At 63.2% G+C, this 26,273-nt stretch carries 29 protein-coding genes; 16 read left to right on the plus strand and 13 right to left on the minus strand.

Annotation, left to right across the window (positions count from 1 at the left end; translation table 11 throughout):
* Positions 1 to 73: 73 nt before the first annotated feature.
* On the minus strand, positions 74 to 928 hold the full coding sequence (gene dapD / locus EN845_RS29860; protein ID WP_127276047.1) for a 2,3,4,5-tetrahydropyridine-2,6-dicarboxylate N-succinyltransferase: 855 nt from the start codon (positions 926 to 928) through the stop codon (positions 74 to 76).
* A 143-nt stretch (positions 929 to 1,071) separates the two neighbouring features.
* Between dapD and EN845_RS29865 the strand changes: the two genes are divergently transcribed.
* Positions 1,072 to 1,917 (plus strand): LOG family protein, encoded by an 846-nt coding sequence (locus tag EN845_RS29865; RefSeq protein WP_127873296.1) that lies wholly within the window; start codon positions 1,072 to 1,074, stop codon positions 1,915 to 1,917.
* An 80-nt stretch (positions 1,918 to 1,997) separates the two neighbouring features.
* On the opposite strand, the gene EN845_RS29870 is transcribed toward EN845_RS29865, so the two are convergent.
* Positions 1,998 to 2,717 carry a pyrimidine 5'-nucleotidase gene (locus EN845_RS29870; protein WP_127873297.1) on the minus strand — a complete coding sequence of 240 codons (720 nt, stop codon included), beginning with the start codon at positions 2,715 to 2,717 and terminating at the stop codon, positions 1,998 to 2,000.
* 159 nt (positions 2,718 to 2,876) lie between these two features.
* Here EN845_RS29870 and EN845_RS29875 point away from each other — a divergent pair, with 159 nt between their 5' ends.
* From EN845_RS29875 to EN845_RS29885, 3 genes are all read left to right on the plus strand, one after another.
* Positions 2,877 to 3,638 (plus strand): GGDEF domain-containing protein, encoded by a 762-nt coding sequence (locus EN845_RS29875; protein ID WP_127873298.1) that lies wholly within the window; start codon positions 2,877 to 2,879, stop codon positions 3,636 to 3,638.
* Between the two features lie 186 nt (positions 3,639 to 3,824).
* The gene (locus EN845_RS29880; RefSeq protein WP_127873299.1) at positions 3,825 to 4,010 is read left to right on the plus strand and encodes a hypothetical protein; all 186 of its coding nucleotides are present in this window, start codon (positions 3,825 to 3,827) and stop codon (positions 4,008 to 4,010) included.
* Positions 4,007 to 5,446, plus strand: coding sequence for a GMC family oxidoreductase (locus EN845_RS29885; protein WP_127873300.1), 1,440 nt, complete (start codon positions 4,007 to 4,009; stop codon positions 5,444 to 5,446). The genes EN845_RS29880 and EN845_RS29885 overlap by 4 nt, the downstream gene beginning before the upstream one ends.
* Before the next feature lie 75 nt (positions 5,447 to 5,521).
* Here the strand turns inward: EN845_RS29885 and EN845_RS35600 are convergent, their stop codons facing one another.
* A complete protein-coding gene (locus EN845_RS35600) occupies positions 5,522 to 5,689 on the minus strand; it encodes a hypothetical protein (protein ID WP_167531521.1) in 168 nt (55 codons plus the stop codon).
* 95 nt (positions 5,690 to 5,784) lie between these two features.
* On the opposite strand from EN845_RS35600, the gene EN845_RS29890 reads away from it, so the two are divergent.
* Positions 5,785 to 6,276: a MarR family transcriptional regulator gene (locus tag EN845_RS29890; RefSeq protein WP_127873301.1), complete on the plus strand. Its 492-nt coding sequence runs from the start codon at positions 5,785 to 5,787 to the stop codon at positions 6,274 to 6,276.
* Positions 6,277 to 6,294: 18 nt separating this feature from the next.
* Here EN845_RS29890 and EN845_RS29895 read toward each other — a convergent pair whose 3' ends face one another.
* From EN845_RS29895 to EN845_RS29905, 3 genes are all read right to left on the minus strand, one after another.
* Positions 6,295 to 7,263 (minus strand): amino acid ABC transporter permease, encoded by a 969-nt coding sequence (locus tag EN845_RS29895; RefSeq protein ID WP_127276041.1) that lies wholly within the window; start codon positions 7,261 to 7,263, stop codon positions 6,295 to 6,297.
* Positions 7,260 to 8,564 (minus strand): FAD-binding oxidoreductase, encoded by a 1,305-nt coding sequence (locus EN845_RS29900; protein WP_127276052.1) that lies wholly within the window; start codon positions 8,562 to 8,564, stop codon positions 7,260 to 7,262. Before EN845_RS29900 ends, EN845_RS29895 begins: the two co-directional genes overlap by 4 nt.
* 76 nt (positions 8,565 to 8,640) lie before the next feature.
* Positions 8,641 to 9,405, minus strand: a complete 765-nt coding sequence (locus EN845_RS29905) for a transporter substrate-binding domain-containing protein (RefSeq protein WP_245464268.1) — start codon at positions 9,403 to 9,405, stop codon at positions 8,641 to 8,643.
* 255 nt (positions 9,406 to 9,660) lie between these two features.
* On the opposite strand from EN845_RS29905, the gene EN845_RS29910 reads away from it, so the two are divergent.
* Positions 9,661 to 10,266, plus strand: coding sequence for an Lrp/AsnC family transcriptional regulator (locus EN845_RS29910; protein WP_245464266.1), 606 nt, complete (start codon positions 9,661 to 9,663; stop codon positions 10,264 to 10,266).
* Positions 10,267 to 10,358: 92 nt separating this feature from the next.
* Here EN845_RS29910 and EN845_RS29915 read toward each other — a convergent pair whose 3' ends face one another.
* On the minus strand, positions 10,359 to 10,991 hold the full coding sequence (locus EN845_RS29915) for a TetR/AcrR family transcriptional regulator (protein ID WP_127276039.1): 633 nt from the start codon (positions 10,989 to 10,991) through the stop codon (positions 10,359 to 10,361).
* Positions 10,992 to 11,094: 103 nt separating this feature from the next.
* On the opposite strand from EN845_RS29915, the gene EN845_RS29920 reads away from it, so the two are divergent.
* Complete coding sequence (locus EN845_RS29920; protein ID WP_127873302.1) at positions 11,095 to 11,499, plus strand: VOC family protein; 405 nt, start codon at positions 11,095 to 11,097, stop codon at positions 11,497 to 11,499.
* A 102-nt stretch (positions 11,500 to 11,601) separates the two neighbouring features.
* Here the strand turns inward: EN845_RS29920 and phhA are convergent, their stop codons facing one another.
* The gene (phhA, locus tag EN845_RS29925) at positions 11,602 to 12,438 is read right to left on the minus strand and encodes a phenylalanine 4-monooxygenase (protein WP_127276037.1); all 837 of its coding nucleotides are present in this window, start codon (positions 12,436 to 12,438) and stop codon (positions 11,602 to 11,604) included.
* A gap of 140 nt (positions 12,439 to 12,578) precedes the next feature.
* Between phhA and EN845_RS29930 the strand changes: the two genes are divergently transcribed.
* The 3 genes from EN845_RS29930 to EN845_RS29940 all read left to right on the plus strand — a co-directional run bounded on the left by EN845_RS29930 (position 12,579) and on the right by EN845_RS29940 (position 15,268).
* Positions 12,579 to 13,055, plus strand: coding sequence for an Lrp/AsnC family transcriptional regulator (locus EN845_RS29930; RefSeq protein ID WP_127276036.1), 477 nt, complete (start codon positions 12,579 to 12,581; stop codon positions 13,053 to 13,055).
* 108 nt (positions 13,056 to 13,163) lie between these two features.
* Entirely contained in the window at positions 13,164 to 14,732 is a 1,569-nt protein-coding gene (bchE, locus tag EN845_RS29935; RefSeq protein ID WP_127873303.1) for a magnesium-protoporphyrin IX monomethyl ester anaerobic oxidative cyclase, read from the plus strand.
* A 77-nt stretch (positions 14,733 to 14,809) separates the two neighbouring features.
* The gene (locus tag EN845_RS29940) at positions 14,810 to 15,268 is read left to right on the plus strand and encodes a RidA family protein (RefSeq protein ID WP_127276034.1); all 459 of its coding nucleotides are present in this window, start codon (positions 14,810 to 14,812) and stop codon (positions 15,266 to 15,268) included.
* Positions 15,269 to 15,295: 27 nt separating this feature from the next.
* Here EN845_RS29940 and argB read toward each other — a convergent pair whose 3' ends face one another.
* From argB to EN845_RS29955, 3 genes are all read right to left on the minus strand, one after another.
* Positions 15,296 to 16,189: an acetylglutamate kinase gene (gene argB, locus EN845_RS29945; RefSeq protein ID WP_127276050.1), complete on the minus strand. Its 894-nt coding sequence runs from the start codon at positions 16,187 to 16,189 to the stop codon at positions 15,296 to 15,298.
* 160 nt (positions 16,190 to 16,349) lie between these two features.
* Complete coding sequence (locus EN845_RS29950) at positions 16,350 to 17,849, minus strand: amidase (protein ID WP_127873304.1); 1,500 nt, start codon at positions 17,847 to 17,849, stop codon at positions 16,350 to 16,352.
* A 110-nt stretch (positions 17,850 to 17,959) separates the two neighbouring features.
* The gene (locus tag EN845_RS29955; protein ID WP_127280227.1) at positions 17,960 to 18,388 is read right to left on the minus strand and encodes an SgcJ/EcaC family oxidoreductase; all 429 of its coding nucleotides are present in this window, start codon (positions 18,386 to 18,388) and stop codon (positions 17,960 to 17,962) included.
* Positions 18,389 to 18,571: 183 nt separating this feature from the next.
* Here EN845_RS29955 and EN845_RS29960 point away from each other — a divergent pair, with 183 nt between their 5' ends.
* The 4 genes from EN845_RS29960 to msrB all read left to right on the plus strand — a co-directional run bounded on the left by EN845_RS29960 (position 18,572) and on the right by msrB (position 21,338).
* A complete protein-coding gene (locus tag EN845_RS29960) occupies positions 18,572 to 19,111 on the plus strand; it encodes a sigma-70 family RNA polymerase sigma factor (protein WP_127280228.1) in 540 nt (179 codons plus the stop codon).
* A complete protein-coding gene (locus EN845_RS29965) occupies positions 19,108 to 19,830 on the plus strand; it encodes an anti-sigma factor (RefSeq protein WP_127280229.1) in 723 nt (240 codons plus the stop codon). Before EN845_RS29960 ends, EN845_RS29965 begins: the two co-directional genes overlap by 4 nt.
* A gap of 217 nt (positions 19,831 to 20,047) precedes the next feature.
* Positions 20,048 to 20,605: a fasciclin domain-containing protein gene (locus tag EN845_RS29970; RefSeq protein WP_127280230.1), complete on the plus strand. Its 558-nt coding sequence runs from the start codon at positions 20,048 to 20,050 to the stop codon at positions 20,603 to 20,605.
* A 229-nt stretch (positions 20,606 to 20,834) separates the two neighbouring features.
* Positions 20,835 to 21,338, plus strand: a complete 504-nt coding sequence (gene msrB, locus EN845_RS29975) for a peptide-methionine (R)-S-oxide reductase MsrB (RefSeq protein ID WP_127280231.1) — start codon at positions 20,835 to 20,837, stop codon at positions 21,336 to 21,338.
* Positions 21,339 to 21,560: 222 nt separating this feature from the next.
* Here msrB and EN845_RS29980 read toward each other — a convergent pair whose 3' ends face one another.
* Positions 21,561 to 23,117 carry a DHA2 family efflux MFS transporter permease subunit gene (locus tag EN845_RS29980; protein ID WP_245511842.1) on the minus strand — a complete coding sequence of 519 codons (1,557 nt, stop codon included), beginning with the start codon at positions 23,115 to 23,117 and terminating at the stop codon, positions 21,561 to 21,563.
* A gap of 113 nt (positions 23,118 to 23,230) precedes the next feature.
* Positions 23,231 to 24,421, minus strand: coding sequence for an HlyD family secretion protein (locus EN845_RS29985; RefSeq protein WP_127280514.1), 1,191 nt, complete (start codon positions 24,419 to 24,421; stop codon positions 23,231 to 23,233).
* Positions 24,422 to 24,549: 128 nt separating this feature from the next.
* Here EN845_RS29985 and EN845_RS29990 point away from each other — a divergent pair, with 128 nt between their 5' ends.
* A complete protein-coding gene (locus EN845_RS29990) occupies positions 24,550 to 25,269 on the plus strand; it encodes a TetR/AcrR family transcriptional regulator (RefSeq protein WP_127280513.1) in 720 nt (239 codons plus the stop codon).
* A 146-nt stretch (positions 25,270 to 25,415) separates the two neighbouring features.
* Positions 25,416 to 26,237: a tetratricopeptide repeat protein gene (locus EN845_RS29995; RefSeq protein ID WP_245464505.1), complete on the plus strand. Its 822-nt coding sequence runs from the start codon at positions 25,416 to 25,418 to the stop codon at positions 26,235 to 26,237.
* Positions 26,238 to 26,273: the final 36 nt, after the last annotated feature.

Raw genomic sequence — 26,273 nt, forward strand, 5'->3', positions numbered from 1 at the left:
GTCACCCCCTCCATGTTGAACCAGCGCGACCGATCGTCGCGCCGGCGGAAGGTGCGCCTGACCGGGGCAAAGATCAATCGCGCAGCAATTCGTTGATCGAGGTCTTGGACCGGGTCTTGGCGTCGACCCGCTTGACGATGACGGCGCAATAGAGACCTGGGCCCGGTTCGTTGTTTGGAAACGGCTTGCCCGGCATCGATCCAGCGACGACGACGGAATTCGGCGGCACCTCGCCATAGAAGACCTCGCCGGTGGCGCGGTCGACGATCTTGGTCGACTGGCCGATGAAGACGCCCATGCCGAGCACCGAGCCCTCGCGCACGATGCAGCCCTCGACCACTTCGGAACGCGCCCCGATGAAGCAATTGTCCTCAATGATGGTGGGACCGGCCTGCATCGGCTCCAGCACGCCGCCGATGCCGACGCCGCCCGAAAGGTGGACATTCTTGCCGATCTGGGCGCAGGAGCCGACAGAAGCCCAGGTATCGACCATTGTGCCGCTATCGACATAGGCGCCGACATTGACGAAGGACGGCATCAAGACGGCGCCTGGCGCCACATAGGCCGAACGGCGCACGATCGACGACGGCACGGCGCGGAAGCCCGCCTTTTCGAAATCGACGGCGCTCCAGCCGTCGAACTTGGACGCCACCTTGTCCCACCACACGGCCTCGCCGGGGCCACCCTTGATGATCTCCATCGGATTGAGCCGGAAGGAGAGCAGCACGGCCTTCTTCAGCCACTGGTTGACGTGCCATTTGCCGTCGGTCTGCCGCTCGGCGACGCGGGCGGTGCCGCGGTCGAGCAGGTCGAGCGCCGACTGGATGGCGTCGCGCACCTCGCCGCGGGTCGCGGTCGAAATGGCGTCGCGTTCCTCGAAGGCCTTGTCGATGGTCTTTTCGAGGCTCGCCAGATCGGGCTTCGACATGAATTTGCTCCATTACCAAGCTGTTAAGGGGCTGCGCCTTAACCTGTTTAAAAGTCGCGCGGACCCTATGTTAAGGCTCAATGGGGGTCAATCGCGACTGCGTCACGGGACGACGCAAGTAAAGGAATGGACGGGTGGATTCGATGACTCCCATGGAAAAGGCGGGATGGACGCCGCTGCCGCATTCGGATGAGGATCTGGAGCGGTCGAAAAGCGTGCCGGACACGCCGCAGACGCGGGCCGAAACCTACCGCCTGGCCTGGAACGATCCCGACTTCATGACCCGGCGCGAACTGCGCGCGGTCAGGCTGCAACTGGAACTGCTGAAGCCGGAAATGATCCTGGCCGAGCGCGGCATCCGTTCGACGGTGATCCTGTTCGGCGGCGCGCGCCTGCCGGAGCCCGGTGGCGAAGCCTGGGCGGCCAAGAACGAGACGCAGAAGAAGAACCTCGAGGAAAACAGCAAATATTACGAGGAGGCGCGCAAATTCGCCCGCCTCTGCTCGCGGCAGTCAGCCACGTCATACTATCGCGAATATGTCGTGGTGACCGGCGGCGGACCCGGCGTGATGGAAGCGGGAAACCGCGGCGCCGACGATGTCGGCGCGCCGTCGATCGGGCTCAACATCGTGCTGCCGCACGAGCAGGCGCCGAACGCCTATGTGACGCCGGAACTGTGCTTCAACTTCCACTATTTCGCCATCCGCAAGATGCACTTCGTCATGCGCGCCAAGGCGGTGGCGGTGTTTCCCGGCGGCTTCGGCACGATGGATGAGTTCTTCGAGACGCTGACGCTGATCCAGACCGGGCGCATGGAGCGCGTGCCGGTGATCCTGTTCGGCAAGTCGTTCTGGAAGCGGGCGATCGATCTCGACTTCCTCGCCGAGCAAGGCACCATCAGCCCCGGTGATCAGGACATCATCGATTTCGTCGACACGGCGGACGAGGCCTGGGGGATTATCAGCAGGTTTTACAAATTAGGGGAATAGGACAGGGAACTGAGGAACTGAGGAATTGAAGAACCGACGAATTGAGGAACAAGGGGATCCGGATCGTTCCTCTGTTCTCCTCAGTTCCTCAATTCCTCTACCCCCGCAACTATTCCCGTCAGGAACGTCGCCAGGTCGTCGGTGACGTAGTCGACGTCGTCCTCCTGCGCGGGGTCGCGTTCCCAGATCTCGGAAAAGGTCGGCTCGAAATTGCGCGGCACCACGAGAACCGTGGTCATGCCCAGCGACTTCGGCACGGCCAGGTTGCGGGCGAGATCCTCGAACATCACCGCATTGTGGCCGGTGACGGCGTGCAGTTCGGCGAACTTCTCATAGGTCTGGCGCGCCGGCTTGGGATTGAGGTCGGCGGCGACGATATCGAAGATGTCGTCGAAATGGTCGAGGATGCCGAGTTGGCGCGCGGTGCGCTCGGCATGCCTGCGGTCGCCATTGGTGAAGATGAACTTGCGGCCGGGAAGCTGGCGGATGGCGGTGCCGAGGACAGGATCGGGCACCAGCCACGAATAGTCGATGTCGTGGACCTTCTCGAGGAAGTCGTCCGGATCGATGCCGTGGCGCGTCATCAGCCCGTTCAGCGTCGTGCCGTATTCGAGATAGAGCTCCTTCTGCAGCTTGCGCGCCTCCTCGCGCGGCAGCGCCAGCAGTTCCCCGACATAGGCGGTCATCTTGACGTCGATCTGCGAGAACAGATTCGAGTGGTGCGGATAGAGCGTGTTGTCGAGGTCGAATACCCAGTCGGTGACATGGGCGAAGCGGGCGGGATCGGGAAGCGTGGTCATGGCTCCTTATGGCATGAAACAGGGATTCTGAAAGGGACTTTATCCACAACTTCCGCGCGTCGCGGGTGGCGGAAATGGCCTCATGATTCAAATTTTAGCCATCCGGGAAAGGTGGCCTTCAGGGCTTGCTGGCACAGAGGCAGTCCTGGGGAGCCCGCGATGAACAGTATTATTCTCAAATCCGCCGCCATCGCTTTCGCCTCCGTCGCCGCCTCTCTCCTGCTGACCCTGATCGTCGTTCCCGCCATGGGGTTCCCGATCACGCGAACGATCTGGCTGACCTCGACGCTCTGTCCACTGGTCCTTGCCTGGGCGGCATGCGCCAGCACGTTCTGGCAGAGCGACAGGCTGAAGAACGCGCATCGCGAACTCGCCCGTGCGCATGCCCAGCTCGCCGCCGCGCACCGCCGCCTGTCGGAGAAGGCGAGCCGCGACGACATGACCGGCATGCTCAACCGGGAAAGCTTCTTTGCCGCGCTGGATGGCTCCAGGCGCAAGTCCGACCGTGGCGCGCTGCTGATCATCGACGCCGACCATTTCAAGACGATCAACGACAATTTCGGCCACCTGACCGGCGACGATGCGCTGCTGCTGATCGCCGGCGCCATCGAGCGCGGCGTGCGCGGCGGCGACGTGCTCGGCCGCATCGGCGGCGAGGAGTTCGGCGCCTTCCTGGTCGGCGCGACCGAAAAGGAGGCCAAGCGCGTTGCCGAGCGCATTCGCCGCGAGGTCGAGCTGATCCGCTTCCGGCCCGTCGATGAGCGGACCATTCCGCTGACCGTCAGCATCGGCGGCACCGTCTGCGACGTGGAAGCCAACGTTTCCGAATTGATGCGCGCCGCCGACCGGCGCCTCTACCAGGCCAAGCATGCGGGCCGCAACCTGACGATCCTCGATACCGACATTTCCGAGGCCGCATGAGCAGGCCGGGCCAGTACACCCGGCCCGTTAAGAATTTTCTAACCCTGTTTGCATCCGGTTGTGCCGCTTGGCCGCCTTTTCACCGCGTCGAGGCCATGCTTGGCACGATACTGGCATGCGTGACGGTGCGTGTGCCGGTCGGGGAACGGCATGCGCGCATCGAAGCCCCTGTCCGAGAGAGCTGTCATGAGTTTCCTCATCAAAAAAATGTCGCGCCGCGCACTCGTGCAGGCGCTGATCGCCCTGCCTGCCCTGTCCTTGTTCCGCAACCTGCCTGATGCCGATGCCGGCCATGCCGGTTCGTCCCGCCCCGACCCGAACGAAATCGTCGAGGTCAATGGCTGGATCCTGAAGCGGAGCGACCTGGCATGATCTTCGACAGCTACGAGGCGTATCGCGCCGCCAATTTCGCGCCGAAGGTCTGCATCCTCGGTTCCGGTCCGGCCGGCACCACGATCGCCAGAAAACTTGGCGCGGCCGGTATCCCGGTCGTGGTGATGGAAGCCGGCTCGCGTGACTTCAGCGACGAGTCGCAGGACTTCTACCGCGGTACCACGGTCGGCGATTTTTATTTCGATCTCGACATCACCCGGCTGCGGCTCATGGGCGGCAGCTCCAATCACTGGGCCGGCTGGTGCCGCGTGCTCGACAAACAGGATTTCGAGCCGAAGGCCTGGGCGCCCGACACAGGCTGGCCGATCCGCCGCGCCGATATCGAGCCCTACCTGCCGGAGGTGCGCGACATCCTCGAGCTTCCCGATTTCCGGCCCGATGTGCCGATCTCGGACGACATCCGCTGGGTGCAGCTGATCAAGAGCCCGGCGGTGCGGTTTGCCGAAAAATTCGCCGACGAACTCGACAAGAGCAAGGACATCGCTGTCGTGCTCAACACCTATGCCACCGAGCTTGCCGGCGACGGCAAGCGGGTGACGGGCGCCAGGCTGTGGTCCAACGGACAGGACGCCGGCTCGTTCAGTGCGGACTATTTCATCGTCTGCACCGGCGGGCTGGAGAATTCGCGGCTGCTTCTGTGGTCGAACCGGCGCTCCAATGGCGGCGTGGTGCCGAACGCCACGGCGCTCGGCCGTTACTGGATGGAGCATCCGACCTTCGAGGGCGGCAATGCCGTCCTGGCCAATTACGGCGCGTTCGAGGTCGATGCGGTCAACGAGGCATTCTTTTCGCCGTCGCTTGCCGCCATGGAGCGGCTGCGGATCATGAATTTCGGCATCAGGCTGATCGAGAAGCCATATCCTGGCGTCAAGAACCTCATCGCCGATCTCGCTTGCACGGCGCCAAACATGGCCGAATGGATGTCTTCCAAGCTCAGCCAGAACCTGCGCTGCGCCGCTCAGCTTTATGTCGCCTGGGAACAGGCGCCGCTGGCTTCGAACCAGATCGAGTTGTCGAAGACCGAGGTCGACCATGCCGGCGTGCCGCGCATCGAACTGCACTGGAAGAAATCGAAACTGGAACAACGCACCCTTCTCGAAGGCCTGAGGCTGTTCGGCACGACGCTTGCCCAGAAAAACCTGGGCCGGGTGCGCATTGCCGACTGGATCTCGAACGGCGAGGATTATCCGACCAACGAAGAGACGGCGGGCCATCATCATATGGGGGGCACGCGCATGGGCACGGATGTCACCAGGAGCGTGGTGGACGCCAATTGCAAGGTGCATGGCATGGACAATCTCTATGTTGGCGGCTCTTCCGTGTTCTGCACGTCGGGCCAAGCCAACCCGACGACGACGATCACCGCGCTCGCCTGCCGGCTGGGCGACCATCTGAGCAAGGTCGTCATGGCCTGAACGACCTCCACGAAGCCGTCGTCCTGCCAAGCCACGACCGGCAGGGCCGGCACCAAGGATGGCGCCGGCAGAGGCTCAAAAGCCGTAGACGGCGATCCGGACCAGCACGGCGGCGGCGGCCAGCGACACCAGCAGGATACCGAGACCGATCGGAGAGCCCCAGCCATACCATTCCATGGCCAGCTTGGCGTATTTGAATTCTTCCTCGTGTGAGAGAGGCGTACGCTGTTGAATCAAACTCATTTTTCATATCCTTGCCCGGGAGCGGCTCTTGCCTTGTCGGGGGCGTAGCCGCATATTGCTATAATGGTCTAAATGTTAGACGGATTGATAGTTAGATGATCGAAGTAAATTCGTCAAGCGGGAATCGAGCCGAACTGACGACAGCCATCGGTCTTGCCATCATGCAGTGGCAGGACGCGACGCAGGCCTATGACGAGGCGGTGGGGATGAGACTCGGCCTCAACATGGCCGAGCGCCATTGTATCGGACTGCTCCACGGCGGCCCGCAATCGGCCGGCGCGATCGCGACCGCGACCGGGTTGACGCCGGCCGCGGTGACCGCGCTGATCGACCGGCTGGAGGCGCGCGGCCTCTTGACGCGCACGCGCAGCCTCGAGGACAGGCGCAAGGTGGTCATCGAGGCAACGGAGTCAACACGGGAGCTGTCGGCACGCTATTACGGCGCCATCGCGCGGGAAGGGGAGAAGCTCATTGCCACGTTCAGTGACGCGGAGCTTGCCACCATTCGGCGCTTCGTCACCGCCGCGCTCGACCTGCAGCGCGACCAGCTCATGCGGCTGAAGGCCGAGGCGCCGCAGCCGCGCTGATCTAGAGGGTCAGACCACCTAGCGTCCTGATCGGCCGAAGCGCCGTTCGAGATAGGCTTGGCCGAATTCCAGCGCGATCGACAGAATCCAGTAAATCATCGAGGCGGTAATCAGCATCTCGATATGGCGGAACTCCGTCTGGCCCATCGTGCGGGCGAGATACATGATCTCCCAGACGCCGACGACGGAGACCAGCGAGGAATCCTTCAGCATGGCGATGAACTGGTTGCCGGTCGGCGGGATGATGACGCGCATGGCCTGCGGCAGGATGACGAGCGCCATGGTTTGGCCGGGGCTTAGGCCGAGCGCCGTGGCGCCTTCGCTTTGACCGCGCGGGATGCTTTCGATGCCGGCGCGGAAGATCTCGGTCATGTAGGCGCCGTAACACAGCGACAGCGCGACGATACCCGCCGGCACCGCGCCGATCACGTAACCGATCTGCGGCAGCCCGAGATAGATGATGTAGATCTGCATCAGCAACGGCAGGCCGCGAAACAACGATGTGTAGAAGGTGGCCAGCCCGTAAACGATGCCGTTCCCGGTCAACTTGGCGATGGCGCCGACCAGTGCGATCAAGGTCGCGATCAGGATCGAGATCGCCGAAATGTAAAGCGTCGTGGTGACGCCCTGGGTGATCAGGAAGCCGACTTTCCTGGCGATGAAGGCGAGGGAGAGGTCGAAGGAATAGAAGAACAGCATCAGCAGCACGAACAGCTCGATCCAGACGCCGACGATCTGCTGGCGTCGGGGCAGGAGCAGAAGCAGCTTGCAATTCACCAGCACCAGCAGCGCGATCAACACGGCCGAGAGGGCTCGCGACAAGGCTGGGTTGGCCTGCAGCCAGTCGGACGCAAGCGGCATCAATGAGCCGATCCAGCTCGACTTGATGCCCATGGCGTAGAGGGCTGCGGCCAGCAGCGCCGGAAAAAGCGCGGCCGCGGCGCGGCGGGCGAGCCCTGGATGGGAGAGCATCAGCCTGCCGATCATGCCGTCACCTTGTCCTTGGCGATGGCGTTGCGTTCCCGCCACCAGTCCTGCGCTTGCAGTTTCCAATAGGTAAGCTGCGCGGCGGCCAGGCCGGCGGCGCCGCCGGCCCAGCTCAGTCCGAAGGGCGCGAACTGCCGGTACCGGTCCGAGGCGCCCAGAATGCCCTCGGCGACAATTTTTCCGGCAATCGCCGTGGTGTTGAGCCCATGGCCGCCGAAAGCGGTGCAGTACCAGACGCCTGGCTGCAGCTCGCCGATCTGGGGCATCAGATGCCGGGCATAGGACATCAGCCCCGACCACGCCAGTTCGGTCTTGAGGCCGGCAAGCTGCGGGTAGGTGCCGACCATCTCGCGGCGCAATTCGCGCGCCAACGCGTCGGCGGAAGCGGCGCGCGTGGTGATGCGCCCGCCCCACAGGAGGCGGCGGCCATTCTCGACCAGGCGATAATAATCGCCGGCCCGCCTGTTGTCGCCGACGGCGTCCGTCGTGGCGACCGCTTGCGCGATGAGGCGGGGGGCCGCCTCGGAAACCATGACATAGGTCGCGATGGGCAGGAACGCCCGGTAGAGCTGGCCGAATACCGGGCCGGTATAGCCGCCGGTCGCGAGCACGATCCGGGGCGCCCGAAGCGTGCCCTGTCTGGTGCGAAGCATCTTTTGCGGCCCCGAGAGGTCGCACTGCACGACTTCGGAGCTTTCATGAATCTCGCCGCCAAGCCGCTCGATCTCGTCGGCAAGGCAACGCAGATAGTTGAGCGGATGGATGTGAAAGGCGTTCGGGTCACGCAGGCCCTGGTGGTAGCGAGCGGACTTCAGCACCGATCGGACGTCTTCTCTCTCGAGATACTGAAGTTCATAGCCGTGGTCGCGGGCCATCTGTTCGGCATAGGCCTTCAGCGCATCGCCGTCGTCGTAGCGCAAGACGCTGAGCAGGCCGGCACGCGGCTGGGCGGCCGATATTGCGAGCGTCTCGATGGTGTCGCGCACGAATTCGACGCCTTCGATCGACAGCCGGTGCAGGTCGCGCGCGGCCTCCCCGCCGACACGTGCGGCGATATTGTCGCCGCCGGTGGCGAAGCCGGGCGTGACGAAACCGCCATTGCGGCCCGAAGCGCCGAAACCGACGAGCTGGGCTTCCAGCACGGCGACATGCAGTCCGGCGCGCGCCAGCTGCAGCGCCGTCGTCAGCCCGGCCAATCCGGCGCCGACGACGGCCACGTCACATTGCGCCTCGCCTTGCAGCGGAGGCCTCGTCTTCCGGTCGGTCAGGGTGCGGGCGTAGTAGGTATCCGGATAGGCCATCGACGACTTTGCGGTGAGGGGCATGTATTTGGTGGGTGATGCCGCCGGCTGCCGAGGGGCAGCCGGCGGAATGACTTTACTTGGCGCTGTAGTCCTTGCCGTACCACTTCGTGGTCAGCGCGGCGAGCGTGCCGTCCGTCTTCATCCCGGTGATGATGCCCGCGACCTTCGCGGTCCACTCCGGATCCTTCTTCTCGGCGATGACGACGAGCGGCTCGCGGAAGGCGTACTCGCCTTCGAGGATCTTCACGGGATAGCCGTTCTTGATGGCGTTCTGCGCCGTCTGCTCCGGTGCGATCACGGCATTCAGGCGCACGCCGTCGCCAAGCCGCAGGTCATCGAAGGGAAGCATGGAATCCGCGTAGGTGCGGACCTCGCCCGGTTCCAGCTTGTATTGGATGGGAGCCAGGCCGGGTGCGTCGATTTCGAGCTTGCGGCGGATGAAATCCTCCGAGGTGGTGGCCGTCTCGACGCCGATGATCTTGCCGTTGAGATCGGCGACCGACTTCGCGCCGCTGTCCTTGTGCAGGACGTAGACATAGGGGCTGTAATAATAGATGCCGACAAAGTCGATCACCTTGGAACGGGCTTTGGTCGGCGTGACCGATCCGACGCCGAGGTCGTAGCGTCCCTGCCAGCGTCCGCCGGTCAGCGTCGCCCAGTCGGGCGTTTCGAACGAGACCTCGACACCGAGCCGCTTGCCGATCTCGCGCGAGACATCGATGTCGAAGCCGGCGAGTTCGTTGCTGTCGTTGAGAAAGCTCTGCGGTGGCCAGGCCGCGTTGGTGGCGATGACCATCGCCTTTTTCGACGTGACGCGGTCCAGGGTTTCCCCGGCCATGGCCGCCGTTGTGATCGCGAATGTCGCGGCGGCAAGAACGGCTAAATCGAGCAGCTTTTTCAAAGTTATCCCTCCCTTGTGGTTGAAACTGATAGGATGCGTAACGTCGGACCTCAGCGCTTTCGGCCACAGGTTCAACGCGGATCGGTTTGTGCCCACCACAGCTGAAGCTCGTTCCCCCTGATGGACCGGCGTTTGTGACCCCAGACAGTCAGGTCGCAAAAAGAAGGGTTCCACCCGGCGAAATGCGGGATAATGGCGATCGCGCAGTCATTGCGTGCCTTGAGACGGCAAAGTGCCGGATATGTTCGCCTTGTTCCGGTCGCTAAGGCCGGTCTTGCGGATTGTCGCGGGGGCGGTTCAGCCGATAGGATCGCGGCGGTTACAGCGCGGATCGAGCGAGAGGATTTGTTTGTGGAATTGACCGAGAAGGATCGTCAGCTGCTCGCGCTGATGCAGAAGAATGCGCGTGAGCCGGTCGCGTCACTGGCACGTCAGCTCGGCGTATCGCGGACAGCGCTGCAGGAGCGGATCCAGAAGCTGGAGGCCGGCGGCATTATCGAAGGCTATAGCGTGCGGCTGACCAAGGAGGTGGCCCAGAACGCCGTCCACTGTTTCACGCTCGCCGCCCTGAACAACAAGAGCTATCCGGACGTCTCCAGAAAGATCAAGGCGATGCCTTCGATCCAGGCGGTCTACGCCATCACCGGCGAGTGGGACCTGATCATCCACCTTGCCGCCGAGACGCTCGAGAAGCTGAACCGGGAGGTGAATGCCGTGAATGAAATCAGCGGCGTCGTCAAAACCGCTTCCCATGTGGTGATGGAGACGAAGTTCAACCGGACCATCTACGCCTTGTAGGAGATGGCGGGATGTCCGGCGGCGGGCATCACCGTCTCGAGGTCGAAAGGCACATGGTGGGCATCGTTGCTCCCGACCGTGAACAAATGAGACTATTTCGGTTGGACCCCATAGGCGACAAGAAACGCCTCGACCGAGGCATCCGCGTGCCGTTCAAGTTCGGCTTTGGAACGCGGGTTGCTCCCCGTGAACATGGCTTCATTCATGGGGATCCAAAGGATCATCCCAAAAAGATGGCTGGCCGCCAGACGGGGATCACTGGTTTGCATCAGCCCCCGATCGGTGAGCTTTTGAAAGCAGGACGCCGTCGAGGCAAGCATGCGCTCAAAGCCTTTTTCGTACCAGCCGCGGCCAAGCTGCGGCATTCGATCCGCGTTGGCGATGATCAGGCGGCGCAGCTTCAACAACTCGTCGTCCATGAGCATCGTTATCAAGCGCCGAGCAAGCTGCTGCAGGCCGCCCTCCATGAATTTCGCCTCGGAAAGCAGTGTCGTCACGGACTCGATGATGTCGTTGACCTGGCCAGCGGTTGACAGAACGACTTCACCGAAAAGCGTCTCCTTGTCGGTGAAATGCTTGTACACGGTCTGCTTGGAAGCTCCCGCCCTGGTGGCGATTTCCTCCATGCTGGTTCCATCATAGCCCTTGGCGATGAACGCCGCCGTGGCCGCCTGGATGATTTCACGATCCTTGCGTGCCGATCTGGTCTCCCCCTTGATTTCCATGGCGCCCCTTTGACCAGTACTAGACGGTACCGTTCTCTCGTGATAGTCGTCAAACGGTACTGGACTGACTAGTACCTGTCAACGAAGGCGAGGCTTTAGACCGATGACCAAGATGATCTTCATAAATCTGCCGGTGCGCGATCTGCAGGCAGCCACCAATTTTTATCTCGCGATCGGGGGCACGCTCAATCCGCAGTTCTCGAGCGACCAGGCCAGCTCGATCATGTTCTCGGACTCCATTGGCGTCATGTTGCTTTCGCTTCAGTACTACAGCCAGTTCACCGCGCGGCAGATCGGCGACCCCAGGCGTGAAAGCCAGATGCTGATCGCGCTCACCGCCGACAGCAAGGACGACGTCAACGCCATGATCGAGAAGGGCGTGGCGGCAGGCGGACGCGCTGATCCCAATCCAGCGCAGGATCTCGGCTTCATGTTCAACCGCCACATCGAAGACCCCGACGGCAACGTCTGGGAGTTCATGTGGATGAACCCCGCCGCCCTGCAATAGCCTGCCGGGATCAAAGCGTCTGAAGCGCGTCGCGTCGAAACGGAGTCATGCGACGCGCTTTAGGTCTTTGTTTTTATGTCGTATTCCCAAAACCGAAACGGACTAGACCGTCGCCGGGTCGAGCGCCGGCTGGCTCTTGCGGCGTGCGACGATCGCCTCGAAATCCGCGCTCTGGAAGGCGTCGCGCAAGGCGTCGAAGGACGGCAGCACGAAATAGGCGCGCTGGAACTTGTCGATCTCGTAGCCGGTGCGCATCACCGTTTCCAGGTCGAACGGCACATGATGGGCGTCCTTGCCCTCCACCGCGAATTGCAATTCGGTGAACGACGACATCAGCCCGGCGCCGAAGGCTTTCAGCGGCTGGCCGGCTTCCCGCATCAGGCCATACTCGGCCGTGTACCAGTAGAGCCGGGTGATCATCTCGTCGCCGCCGAGCGCGATGATGTCGCCGGCCTTCCTGCCATACATCTGCATGAAATCGGCGAACACCGGCTGCGACAGCACCGGCACATGGCCGAAGAAGTCATGGAACATGTCCGGCTCGACGATGTAATCGAGTTCCTGCCTGGTGCGCAGCCAGTTGGTGACCGGGAAGCGGCGATTGGCGAGGTGATCGAAGAACGGGGCCGCCGGAATGAGGCCGGGCACGGCGACGATCTCCCAGCCGGTCAGCTTGCGCAGCCTGGCGCTGACGTCGGCGAAATCGGGAATGGCGTCGAGCAGGCCGAGCTTCTCCACGCCGTCGAGATAGGAATGGTGGGCGAGCTTGCGCGTCAGCCTGGTCTGGCGGTCGCACAGCGTGCGCCACACCGCCTGCTCCTCGGCGCTGTAGTCATAGCCCTGTGCCACGGTGAAATCGGCGCGGCAGACTGAATAGTCGCCGCGCAATCCTTGCGCCGCGCAGTCGCGGGCATATTCGGCAACGCTCATCGTCGTCATATGTCTTCTCCCTCGCAAAGCATCGATGGCTGCGGTGCCGAAAGTGTAGCCCGACTTACCGAGGCAAATTGGTTTTGATCGTAGATCGAGCGGCATATTCGAGATAACATTCACTCAAAATCGACACAAGGAGAGTGAAAATGCCTCAGTTCGATGATTTCGAGATCAGGATGCTCGATGTCCTGCAACGCGACGGGCGCAAACCTGTCTCGGAGCTGGCGCAGGAGATCGGCCTCTCCACCACGCCCTGCGCGCGGCGCTTCGAAGCGCTGCAGGAAGCCGGCATCATCAAGGGATTTGCCGCCGTGATCAGCCGCCGCGCGGTCGGCCTGATGGTCGAGGTGTTCATCCAGGTGCGCCTCGTCAGCCACAGCGACGGCTCTCCCGAAAGCTTCATTGCCGCCGTGCAGCGCATGGACGAGGTGTCGTCGTGCTGGACGATGACCGGCGACCACGATTTTCTGCTGCATGTCATGGTGCCGTCGGTCGACGAGCTCAACGCCTTCGTCATGCATCGGCTGATGCGGCTCGAGGGCGTGCGCGACGTCCACACCCAGCTGGTGCTGCAGAACATCAAGGGACCCGGCCACGTGCCGCTCGCGCATCTCAGGCGCTGACAGCGCTCACTCTTTTCTGCGGAAAAGCTGCGAGCAAACTGCTGAAACGGGCCAACCGGGCGGCACGATCGCCGGCCAGCATGCGGACCAACGTCCTGGAGGTCCGCTATGAAAATCGTCCTGATCAATCCGCCGCACACCGCCATCGGCAGCCGCGTGCCCGACGATCACCTGCCGCCACTCGGCCTGCTGGCCATCGGCGGCCCGCTGGTCGACGCCGGCCACGACGTGCGGCTCGTCGATGCCGAGTTCGGGCCGATGCCGCTCGCCTCGGTCGTTGCGGAAGCCCTGAAGGACTGTCCCGGCTTCGTCCTGATCGGTCATTCCGGGTCCACTTCGGCGCATCCGGCCGCCTTGTTGATCGCCGCGATGATCAAGGCGCGCGAACCTGCGACGATCGTCATCTATGGTGGCGTCTTCCCGACCTATCACTGGCGCGACATCCTGACTGAGACCGACGTCTTCGACTTCATCGTGCGCGGCGAGGGCGAGGCGACCGTGGTGGCGCTGGTCGAGGCGGTGGAAATGCGCCAGCCGCCGGCAAGCGTCGCCGGCATCGCCTATCGCGACGATCTGCGCCGGCCCTTCGCCACCCAGGCGGCGATGACCATCGCCGACCTCGACGCCTACCGCGTCGGCTGGGAACTGATTGACGTCAGCAGATACAGTTACTGGGGCGGCAAGCGCGCGGTGGTCATGCAGTTTTCGCGCGGCTGCCCGCATCTGTGCAATTATTGCGGCCAGCGCGGCTTCTGGACCCGTTGGCGGCATCGCGATCCCAAGAAATTCGCGCAGGAGATCGCCTGGCTGCACCGCGAGCACGGCGTCGAGCTGATCAACCTCGCCGACGAGAACCCGACCGTCTCGAAGAAGGCCTGGCGCGCTTTCCTGGATGCGATGATCGCCGAGAACGTGCCGGTGCTGATCGTCGGCTCGACACGCGCCGACGATATCGTGCGCGACGCCGACATGCTGCACCTCTACCGCAAGGCCGGTGTTATCCGCTGGCTGCTCGGCATGGAAAACACCGACGAGCAGACGCTGCGACTGATCCGCAAGGGCGGCAGCACCTCGTCCGACCGCGAGGCGATACGGCTGCTGCGAAAGCACGGCATCCTGTCGATGGCGACCTGGGTGGCCGGTTTCGAGGATGAAGGTTTTCGTGATCTCTGGCGTGGTTTCCGCCAGCTCATCGCCTATGACCCGGACCAGATCCAGGCGCTCTATGTGACGCCGCATCGGTGGACGCCGTTCTTCCGCATCGCGCGGGATCGCAGGGTCATCCAGAAGGACGCCCGCCTGTGGGACTACAAGCACCAGGTGCTGCAGATGACGCGGCTCAAGCCATGGATGCTGTTCTTCTCGGTCAAGCTGATCGAACTCGCCGTGCAGTCGCGGCCGAAGGCGCTGGCGCGCATCCTGTTCCACCCGGATCCCGAGCAGCGGCATTCGATGCGCTGGTACACCAAAATGGGCCGCCGCGTCTGGTTCCGCGAGGTGTGGGGTTTCCTGGTGACCGACAACCGGGTGAAAGGCGGCCCGACGCTCGCCGAATTCTGGGGCGCGCCGCAGGATGCGGAGGAAGAGTCGATGACCTTTCAGCGCCCGGCGAAGAGACCAGTAACGGCGCCTGCCGCCGAGCAGCATGCCTTTGGCGTCTCACCGCCGCCGGCCTGACCCGTCTCGCCCTGGCCGCCAGCGGACCTCGCGCTAATTTCTGGCGATCGGACGATGGTGACCAGCAGGAGGAAGCGATGAAACTTGTCACGCATAAGAAGATGAAAGGTGGCCGGCCTATGCCTTGGGGGAAAGGCACCGTCGTGACCGGAGCCAAGGGGTATGTCTTCCTTGCCGGCAATACAGGCACGGCCGAGAATTATGACCCGTCGAGCGGCAAGGGGGGCGCCGTCGGCGACGCGGCGACGCAATGGCGTTCCATTCTGACGAACATCAAATCGGATCTGGAGGAGCTCGGCAGCTCGCTCGAATATCTCGTCAAGATCACCCAGTACGTCAAAGGGCCGTTTCCCGACGGAGGCGCACTGAGCTCCCCAAATTTCCGGCTGGACGTGATGGACGAATTCTTCGCCGAGCACTGCCCGAAGCACTGCAGCTACAACAATCCGCCGCCCTCGGAAGTGATCGGGGTCGCCGCGCTCGCGCAATCCGATCTCGTCATCGAGATCGTGGCCGTCGCCGCTCTGCCGGACTGAGGATGCCGGGCTCCGAAGCGCAAAATGTCAAGGCACGATCAGTGTACCGGCGCCGTGTTCGGTGAAGAGTTCGAGCAGCACCGAATGCGGCGTCTTGCCATTGAGGATGACGACGCCCTCGACGCCGCGCTCGATCGCCTCGATGCAGGTCTCGACCTTGGGGATCATGCCGCCCGAGACCGTGCCGTCCTTGATCAGCGCCTTCGCCTCGGTGACCGTCAGCTCGTCGATCAGCTTCTTGTTCTTGTCGAGCACGCCCGGCACGTCGGTGAGGAACAGCAGGCGCGAGGCCTTGCAGGCGCCGGCGATGGCGCCGGCGAAAGTGTCGGCGTTGATGTTGTAGGTGTGACCGTCGCGGCCGGGCGCCACCGGCGCCAGAACAGGGATCATTTCGGAGCGGGCCAGCAGGTCGAGCAGCGTGCGGTCGACCTCGACCGGCTCGCCGACGAAACCGAGATCGAGCACGCGCTCGATGTTGGAATCGGGGTCGATCATGGTCTTGCGCGCCTTTTCGGCGAACACCATGTTGCCGTCCTTGCCGCACAGGCCGATCGCCCATTCGCCCTCGGCGTTGATCAGTGCGACGATCTCCTTGTTGATCGACCCGGCCAGCACCATCTCGACGATCTCGACCGTCTTCTGGTCGGTGACGCGCAGGCCGCCCTCGAACTTGGATTCGATCCCCATCTTGTTCAGCATGGCGCCGATCTGCGGGCCGCCGCCATGGACGACGATCGGATTGACGCCGGACTGCTTCAACAGCGCGATGTCGCGGGCGAAGGCCTTGCCGAGCTCGATGTCGCCCATGGCATGGCCGCCATATTTCACCACGACCGTCTTGTGCTCGTAGCGCTGCATATAGGGCAGCGCGCGCGACAAGAGTGCGGCCTGCATTTCGGCGGTGGCGGCGACGTCCGTCATCGGCGTGGTTCCCTGGCTTTTGGTTTTATGCATGCCGTTGTCCCCAAACCGCTGGGCACTTTTGGGCGACATGCATCAGGTAAGGACGGCGGCGTCTTAGCGGGAATTGACGCGAGCCGCAAATGGCATTGCTGTCATATTCGAGCCGTTCACGGTGTCGTCATTGTGACGGCACCATCAGCGGCGCCCGCCGCTTCAGCCAGCCCGAGATCTTCTCCATCTGCGCGGCGAGCGACAAAAGCGTTTCCTCGTCGCCCGGGCGGCCGGCGGCCTGGATGCCGAGCGGCAGGCCGGCGTCCGTGACATGGACCGGTAGCGCAATCGACGGCTGGCCGCTGACATTGTGGATTGCGGGCCAGTGCGTGAACCAGAGGCTCTTGTCCATCAACTGGCCGAACAGTGGTTTGATCCTGAGCAGCGCCGTGAGATGCAGCTTGTCGACCAGGGTTTCGATCAACTCGTCGGCGCCTTTGGGATCCATGGCGCCGCAGGCAAGCGGCGGGTGCGCGATGACGGGCATCAGCACCGCATCATAGCGCGCAGTGTCCTCGATCAGGCGGCGCGAGGCGGCATGCAGCCGCTGCAGGCCGGCATAGACCTCGCCGGCCGAGACCATTTCGCCCAACCGGCCGAGCACCCGCGTGGCGCGCTCGATGTCGCCCGTCACGGAGCGGCCGACGCGCAGCGCATCACCCCGCAACGAGCCGGCAACGGCGGAGGCGACCGTCGTGCAGAAATCGGCGAAGAAATCGCGGCCGATGAAGGGCAGCTCGATGTCCTCGACGGTATTGCCGCCCTCACGGGCGAGCGCCACGGCAATGTCGAGCGCCTTGAGCGTCTCGGCCGAAATCGGCAGGCCGAGCGGCGACTTGCGGTAGACGGCCAGCTTGAGCTTGCCGGGATCGCGCGCGGCAGCGGCCGCGAACGGACCCTTTGGCGGCCGCGCGGCATAAGGCGCCAGCGCATCTGGACCATGGGTGAGGTCGAGCAGCAGCGCGCAGTCGCGCACCGAGCGGGTGACGGCGTGATCGACGACCATGCCGTACCAGCTTTCACTTACCAGCGGCGACAGCGGGACACGGCCGCGCGAGGTCTTGAGACCGACAAGGCCGCTGCAGGCCGAAGGCACGCGGATCGAGCCGCCGCCATCCGACGCATGCGCCGCCGGCACGACGCCGGCGGCGACCAGGGCTGCCGAACCGCCCGATGAGCCGCCGGTGGTGTGGCCGGTATTCCAGGGATTGCGGGTGATGCCGAAGGCTTTGGATTCCGTCATCAGCCGCAGCCCGTGCTCGGGCGAGGTCGAGGTGACGATCGGGATCAGCCCGGCGGCGAGATAGCGGTCGGTCATCACCGAATTGAAATCGGGCACCCATGCGGGAATGCGGCTGCCGCCATGCGAGGGCACGCCCTTGGCGGCGATGCCGAGATCCTTGATGGCAAAGGGGACGCCGGCCAGCGGCAAGGAGCGGTCGATGCTCTTCGCCCGCGCCCGCGCGGCGTCATAGAGCGTTTCGGCCGTGGCATTGATTTCGGGGCGAGTGGCCTCGGCGCGGGCGATTGCCGCTTCGGTCAATTCGATCGCCGACACGTCGCCCTTGCGCACCAGAGCGGCGAGGCCGGTCGCGTCTTCTTCCCAAAGGATTCGTTCGACCGACATGCGCGCTCCCCCGTTGCCGCCAAGCTAGTCAGCAGCGATTCCGTTGGCAATCCAGGCCAATAATGTCTCAGTTTGGAATTTGAGCGGCGAGTTTTTGTAAGACGCCTATCTCATGGAGTTGGAGGGGGAGCAACCGCCCCCGGAACAATGTCGGTATTCTGGGCAACCTTTATCCGCCAGCCCGACGGTTCTTCCTTCACAACAACCAGAAGCAGAATGCCTTTTCGCGTTCCAGCGGATGAGCCGTCCGGAGCGGATGCACCAGTCAGGATCCATGTATAATGCACCGATGCAATGCCGGAAGATAATTCAACAACTGACGAGACGGCACCTTCTAACCGGCTGTCGCGAAACATGGTTTCATGAGTTGCGCGGTGCGCCCTTTCGATCTCGGTGTGGTTCTTCCACCACATGCCCACGACATTGACAAAATTAGCGTCGTCGGCGAACAGCGCCGCGAAGTCGTCCATGTCATGTCTATTCCAAGCATCGGCAAAGGCAGTCGCGACATCCTCAGGTTTGGCGACTACCAATCTCATGCCAAATCTCCCTTGCTTTCCGCTAAAGTGTAGCATGTCGGGGTCATCGCCTCAAATGCGATTGCCAATCTTTGAATTCAAACTGGGACACAGCCTCGAGGCAGGTGTGCGGACGCCGGAACTTTAGGCGCGCGGAATATTTCCGCGTTGCAAATACATCGCAATTGCCTAATTTGGACCCGCATGACGCCGCAGGACATCACCAAGCTGATCGTTCGGACTTCGATGAAGGATCGGGCTGCGTTCGACCTGCTGTACCGGCAGACCAGTGCGAAACTTTTCGGCGTGTGCCTTCGTGTATTGAACGACCGGGGAGACGCGGAAGAGGCGTTGCAGGAAGTCTTCGTCAAGATATGGACGAAGGCGGATCGTTTTGCCGTCTCCGATCTGAGCCCGATCTCCTGGCTGGTGGCGATCGCGCGCAACCATGCGATCGATCGCATCCGAGCGCGGCGCAAGCCTGCAGTCGATATCGATACCGCGCTCGACGTGGCCGATCCGGCGCCGGGACCAGAAGCGATGGCGGTGGCGGGCGATGAGACCGAACGCATCCACCACTGTCTCGATGAACTGGAAAAGGACCGGGCGGCGGCCGTCCGCGGCGCTTATCTCAAGGGCGAAAGCTATGCCGAACTGGCGGAACGTCACGGCGTGCCGTTGAACACGATGCGTACCTGGCTGCGCCGCAGCCTGATGAAACTCAGGGAATGCCTGGAAAGATGACGCTGGCAGAGGACAATGGACCGGAACGTGGAGGCGACGACCTGTTCGCCGCCGAATACGTTCTTGGTGTTCTGCCGGCGGAAGAGCGGCAGATCGCATCCAGGCGCATCGACAGCGAGACAGAGTTCGCGCGGCTCGTCGATGGTTGGGAAGTTCACCTCTCGCCGTTGGGCGCGGGCTATCCGGAGATCGAACCGCCGGCTTCGGTGAAGCCGGCGATCGACCGCCGGCTGTTTTCATCCACCGCCGCCGCGCCCGCCGAACCGCGCGCCGGCCTGTGGTCCAGCCTCGCCTTCTGGCGTGGTCTCGCCGTGGCGGCTGTTGCCGCGCTGGCGCTCTATGTCGCCGTTCCCTATGTCAATCGGCCGGCCGAACAGCCGCAGGCGCGACTAGTCGCCTCGCTGGCCGCCGACGGCAGCGACGTCAAATATCTCGCCGTCTATGATTCCGAACGGCATGAAGTCAGCCTTTCGCATGTTTCCGGCGCGCTCGCCTCCGGCAAGGACTTCGAACTGTGGATGATCGAGGGCAAGAACGCGCCGGTCTCGATGGGCGTCATCCCGGCCGGTGCGACGGCGCACATTGGGGTCTCGCCCGCCACGCAGCAGAAACTCGCGCAGGGCGCCGTGCTGGCCGTCAGCCTCGAGCCTGCCGGAGGCTCGCCGACCGGCCAGCCGACCGGCCCCGTTGTTGCCGCGGGCGATCTGAAGGGCATCTGATCGACCCTCCGGATGGTGACAAGATAGAAATTACCCAGTCTATCTTCCATCACATATGTCTAATAGGCCCGTAAGCCGGCAAACCGTCGTGCTCGAAAATTTTTCCGCAATGCAAATAAATCTAAAACCAGGAAATAGTCTGAAACTCACGCATCTGTGTTCCGTATCTCCTCGCGTCCCCAAAAATGGGAAGAGAAACCCGAGGAGTCCAGATATCATGCGTAGATTCGCCACCCTTTTGCTCGCCGGTACGATCGCTGTCTCCGCGCTTGCCACGGCTGCTTATGCTGAAAACCCGATGGTCGGCGGCGCCGCCATGTTTGCCAACAAGACCATCGTCGACAACGCCGTCAATTCCAAGGATCACACGACGCTGGTCGCCGCCGTCAAGGCCGCCGGCCTGGTCGAGACGCTGCAGGGAGTCGGCCCGTTCACCGTCTTCGCGCCGACCAACGAAGCCTTCGCGGCACTGCCGGCCGGCACGGTCGACACGCTGCTCAAGCCCGAGAACAAGGACAAGCTGACCAAGATCCTGGCCTGCCACGTCATCGGCGCCAAGGCGATGGGGGCGGATGTGGCCGCGATGGCCAAGGCCGACGGCGGGACGCATAAGGTCAAGACGGTCGGCGGCTGCGAGCTGTCGCTCAAGGCCGATGGCGGCAAGGTCACCGTCACCGACGAGAACGGCAATGTCGCTAATGTGACGATCGCCGATGTCGAACAATCCAACGGCGTCATTCATGTCATCGACAAGGTTCTGCTCCCGAAAATGTGATGGGACCGAAAATGTAACAAGGCGCTTGCCGCGGACGAAACAGCAGGCAAGAGCTCTCTGTCGATCGCGTCGTCTCGCTCCCGTGATCCGCAATCGGCACGCCTGCTCCGCGCCGTTCCACGGTCAGCCGTGAACGGCGCGGAGTGTCGTTTGAGGGCAACCGTCACCGGCTTTTGACTTTTGCGTGGCGGGTATAGTTTGGCAAAACGGACGACAGGAGGAACTGGTCATGAACCGTCGCGACTTTCTTTTGAGCGGTGCCGCCGCGATCGGCGTTGTCGGTGCCGCGGCGACGGTGCTTCGCATGGGCAGCCCGCAGGCCGCCCAGGCCGCCGAGAAATTCGAGATCACCAAGACCGACGACGAATGGAAGGCCATCCTGTCGCCGGCCGCCTTCGACGTGCTGCGCAAGGAGGGCACCGAGTATCCAGGCACCAGCCCGCTGCTCAACGAACACCGCAAGGGCATCTTCGCCTGCGCCGGCTGCGACCTGCCGGTCTATCCCTCGGAGACGAAATTCGATTCCGGCACCGGCTGGCCGAGCTTCTGGCAAGAGATCGCGAATGGCATCGGCAAGACCGAGGACCGGTCGCTGGGCATGACCCGCACCGAAGTGCATTGCCGCCGCTGCGGCGGCCATCTCGGCCACGTCTTCGACGATGGCCCGGCGCCGACCGGCCTGCGCCACTGCATCAACGGCGTCGCGCTGACCTTCAAGCCCGCCACCGCCTGACGCTAGAGCAGTTCAGCGATTGGTAGAATCGCTGAACTGCTCTAACTATTTGTTTTTACGCAATTCCGGACGGAAAACCGCTACACACTTTTCCTGGAATTGCTCTAGCAAGGGCAATAAAAAACTCCGGGCTTTGCGGCCCGGAGTTTTTTGCGCTGTCAGCGTTTCAGGCGTGGACTGGAGGAGCTTCCTGAAACCGCTGCCGCGTATGGTTCTTTTGTTTCAGTGCCCGCCGCCTCCGCCACCACCGGGCGCGGCCGGCTTCCTGATCAGCATGGTGAACAGGCCAAGCGTCGCGAACAGCACCGTGAGCATGTAGAACACGTCCATGAAAGACAGCAGCGCCGCCTGTTGATGGACCATGCCCGACAATTTGGAGATCGCCGCACTGGTGGCGTCCAGGCCTGATGTCTGCTCGAAGTTGAGCGTCATGTTCTGCAGCTTCTGCTGGGCCGCCGCGCTGCCCCACTGCACGTGCTCGCCGAGCCTTGCGTAGTGGAAGGCATTGCGGTCGATCAGCACGGTGTTGATGAGGGCAAGGCCGACCGCACCACCGAGATTGCGGGTGAGGTTGAACAGGCCGGATGCATTCTTCAACCGGTCCGGCGGCAAGGTGCCGAGCGCGATGTTGTTGATCGGCACCATGCACAGCATCATCGAACAGCCGCGCAGGATCTGCGGGATGAGCAACTCATAAAAATCCCAGTCGGCGGTCAGGTGGGTCATCCACCATGTGCCGGTAGCGAAGCCGAAGAAGCCGATCATCATCATCAGCCGCAAATCCATCTTGCTCGACAGGATGCCGGAGATGGGCGCGGTGAAGAACATGGCCAGGCCGCTGACGAACAGCGCTTCGCCGATCATCATCGAATCGTAGCCGCGGATGCGCCCCAGGAAGACCGGATAGAGATAGGTCAGGCCATAGAGGCCGATGCCGATGACGAAGGAAAACAGCGAGCCGAAGGCGAAATTGATGTTGCTGAACGCCTTGAGGTCGACGATCGGTTCCTCGGCGGTGAAGACACGCCAGAAGAAGATCACCGCGCCGATGGTCATGATGATGGCGCAGATGAACACGGCCTGGTCTTGCAGCCAGTCGTTGTTCGGACCCTCTTCCAGCACGTACTCCATGCAGCCGAGGAAGGCGGCCATGCCGGCGAGGCCCCACCAGTCGAACTTCGAGAACAACTTGAGATTGGGCTTGTCGAAATCGATCAGCGACCAGGCCACGGTCGCCACCAGAATGCCGGGCACGACATTGACCAGGAACAGCCAGTGCCATGAAAAGGCGTGGCTGATATAGCCGCCGACGGTCGGGCCGATGGTCGGCGCCAGCGTCGCCACCAAGCCGATCATCGGCGAGACGATGGCGCGGCGCGACGGCGGGAAGATGGTGAAGGCGGCAGCGAAGACGCTCGGGATCATGCCGCCGCCGATGAAGCCCTGCACGGCGCGGTAGACGATCATCTGGTCGATGTTGGTGGCGGTCGCGGCCAGCGCGCTGGCCGCGGTGAAGCCCGCGGCCGCGACGGTGAACAGCACGCGCGTCGACAGCATCCGGCTGAGGAAGCCCGACAGCGGGATCATGACCACCTCGGCGATCAGATAGGCTGTCTGCACCCACGGGATCTCGTCGGAACTGGCGCTGAGGCCGGCCTGGATTTCGGCCAGCGAGGCCGAGACGATCTGGATGTCCAGGATCGCCATGAACATGCCGAACACCATCGCCAGGAAGGCAATGACGCGTCGCGTCGAAATCGTGTCGGGAACCGCCGGCATGGCCGGTGGCGATCCTGCGGTGATGGTTGCGGTTGCCATGTCCTAAGCCTCCTTGAGGCAGGCCGGGCGGCCAGGTGCTTCAATCAGCCACCAAGCCGCCCTCCGAAAAGCGATTAGTTACTGGTCGCGGCAGGCGCCGTGCGGCTGTCGACGGCGACGACGACGCTCAAGCCCGCGCGCAGCTTGCCGGTTTTCAGCGCATCGGCCGGCACGTCGATGCGGACCGGCACGCGCTGCACCACCTTGGTGAAGTTGCCGGTGGCGTTTTCCGGCGGCAGCAGCGAGAACACCGCGCCCGACGCCGGCGCCAGCGAGGAGACGGTTCCCTGGATGGGGTGGCCGTCGATGGCGTCCACCGAGATGTTGACCTTTTCGCCGGGAACCAGCCGGGCAAGCTGCGTCTCCTTGAAGTTGGCGACGATGTAGAGCTTGTCCATCGGCACGACCACGGCGAGCTTCTGGCCGGGGCTGACCAGATCGCCCTGTTCGACGGAGCGGTTGCCGACGACGCCGTCATACGGCGCCTTGAGCACGGTGAAAGAGAGATCGCGCGCGGCCTTGTCGCGGCCGAGCTGCAAGGAGGCAAGCGTGCTCGCCGATTCGGCACGCTGTGCCTCGAGCACGCCGATATTGGCCTGCGCAGCGGCGATCTGCGCGTCGGCGCCGACGAGAGCGGCCTTGGCCTGGTCGAGCGCGGTCTGGGCGTCGTCCAGCTGTGCCTGCGTGCCGACATGCGTCTTGACCAGTTGCGCGGCGCGCTGCTGGGCGCGGCCGGCATTGTCGGCGGCGGCCTGGTCGGCGACCTTCTGCGCCTGCGCCTGCTGCAGGGAGGCCTGCGCGGCCTTGGTCTGCGCGTCGATGCGGTCGAGCGTCTTGGCCAGCGTGGCGATCTGCGCCTCGGCCTGGGCAACGGCGATCTTGTAGTCGCCGGCATCGATCGTCAGCAGCGGATCGCCGGCCTTGACCTGCTGGTTCTCGCTGACCAGGAGCTGATCGACATAGCCGGAAATTTTTGGCGAGACGAACGCCATGTCGGCCTGGACATAAGCATCGTCCGTGGAGATCATGAAGCGGCCCGTGGTCCAGTAATCATAGCCGTACCAGGCGCCGCCGCTCAAAAGGGCAAGGCCGATGATCGGCAGCAGGAAAGAGCGCACCGAGCGCTTCTTCTTGGCCGGAGCTTCAGTATCCGGCGGCGGTGCGACGACTGGCTGGACATGCACATCGGGCGCTTCCGTCGCCGGGGCAACCTTGGCGTTGGGGAAAGGGCGGACTTCGGCGGTGACGGACGTATTCGAGGACATGACATCTCTCTAAAGTTATAATACTGAACCGTTCGGTTCGATCTGGGCGTTGACATAGCGCGTAAAGAGGACCATATCAAGGGGCAATCGAACCGGTTGGTTCGAATTATTTTCGGGGTGTGATTTTTATGGTTGAGACTGTGCGCAACGCCGAAGCCGACCAGTGCGAGGATCTGCTCGATGGTCTGCGCCGTGGCCGCCCGGCAGCCGGACAGGATCCGGTCAAGCGCAGCCAGATCATCGACGGTGCCCGCCGCGTCTTCATCGAAAAGGGCTTCGAGGCCGCCTCGATGAACGACATCACGCGCGAGGCCGGTGTCTCCAAGGGCACCATCTATGTCTACTTCGCCAACAAGGAAGAGTTGTTCGAGGCGCTGATCGAGGAAGAGCGCGGCACCATCTTCAAGAACATGTACGACATGCTCGACCGCGCCGACGATTTGCGCCAGACGCTGGTCAAGTTCGGCAAGGTCCTGTCGATGAAGATCACCTCGGCCAGGGTCATCCAGGCGCAGCGCACGGTCATCGGCGCCTCCGACAGGATACCCGACATGGGCGCGCGTTTTTACGAACGCGGGCCCAAGCGCGGCCATGACAAGGTGGTGGTCTTCCTCAACGCCGCCGTCGAGCGCGGCCTGCTCGAGATCGACGATGTCGACCTCGCCGCCTATCAGTTCACCGAACTGTGCCTGGCCGGTCTTTTCCGGCAGTGCATCTTCGCCTACCGCACCAAGGCACCGACCCAGGACGAGATCGATCACATTGTCCGGTCGGGCGTCGGCATGTTCCTCAAGGCCTACGGCACCGAAAGGCTGGCAGAGGAAGAAAACAGCTCACACTCGCCCTGACAGGAATCTCCGAAACGGCCGTCCAGTGGCCGATTTTTTGCGGAGGGCGGCTTGACCTCAAGGCGCGGAGCGTCAACGTCTGGATCTGGGTAGAACCGATCATTCGGCGGAATGGTTCTCGTTCGCGAGCGTGAAGGCAGATCGGGATGGGCGTTCCGAAGCTCCAGAATCAGATGCGACGCATCGTGGCGGACTTCAACGCCGGTCGCCACGAGCAGGCACGGCTGCTTTGCGGGGAGGCTCTTCGCGAGGCGGCTGACGACCCTGCCCTCAACCACCTTATGGCTGCCGTTCTTTTCGCCAAGGGAGAGATATCGGAAGCCCGCGCCCATATCCAGGCAAGTCTGGCGATCCGGGCTGACAACGCATCCGCCCAATTGCTCGCCGGCCGCTTGGCGCGGGCGGTACGGGATTTTGACCAAGCACTGTTCCATCTCGCGCGCGCGGCGGAATTGGCGCCTGGCGCCGCTGTGCTCATCGAGCAGGGGCGCACGCTCGACGAGGCAGGCGACCGGGCCCATGCGCTCGAGGTATGGCGACAGCTGACACTTGCCGATCCCTTTTCGGCGGAGGCGGCAGCACGCCTGGGCCGCATGCTGTTCGAGGACGGAATGCCCGCCGATGCGGCACCCTTGCTGGAGCGGGCCGTAAAGGGAAGCGCGCCCGCATCGGCATGGTTCGACCTCGCCCTTGTCAGGCAGGATCTGCATGATCATGTGGGGGCAGCGGCCGCCTATCGCAAAGCGCTGGAGATACGCCCCGACGACGCCGAGGCGGCGGTCAATCTGGGGGTAGCACTTCAGGAAGCGGGCGATATGGACGCCGCGATCGAGGCCTATCGAACGGCCTACGGGCAGCGCGCCACAACCTTTGGCACCATCGCGATGGCCCTGACGTCAGCGCCGCACGGCAAGCTTTGGATCGATCGCGAAACGTTGAAGGGCTTGCTTGGTAAAAACAAAAATTAGGTCGGGTCGCATTTGGAGCGGCGGCACTCGGATCGG

Origin of the sequence: Mesorhizobium sp. M8A.F.Ca.ET.202.01.1.1 (genome assembly GCF_004791595.1) — a bacterium.
Classification (GTDB): Bacteria; Pseudomonadota; Alphaproteobacteria; order Rhizobiales; family Rhizobiaceae; genus Mesorhizobium.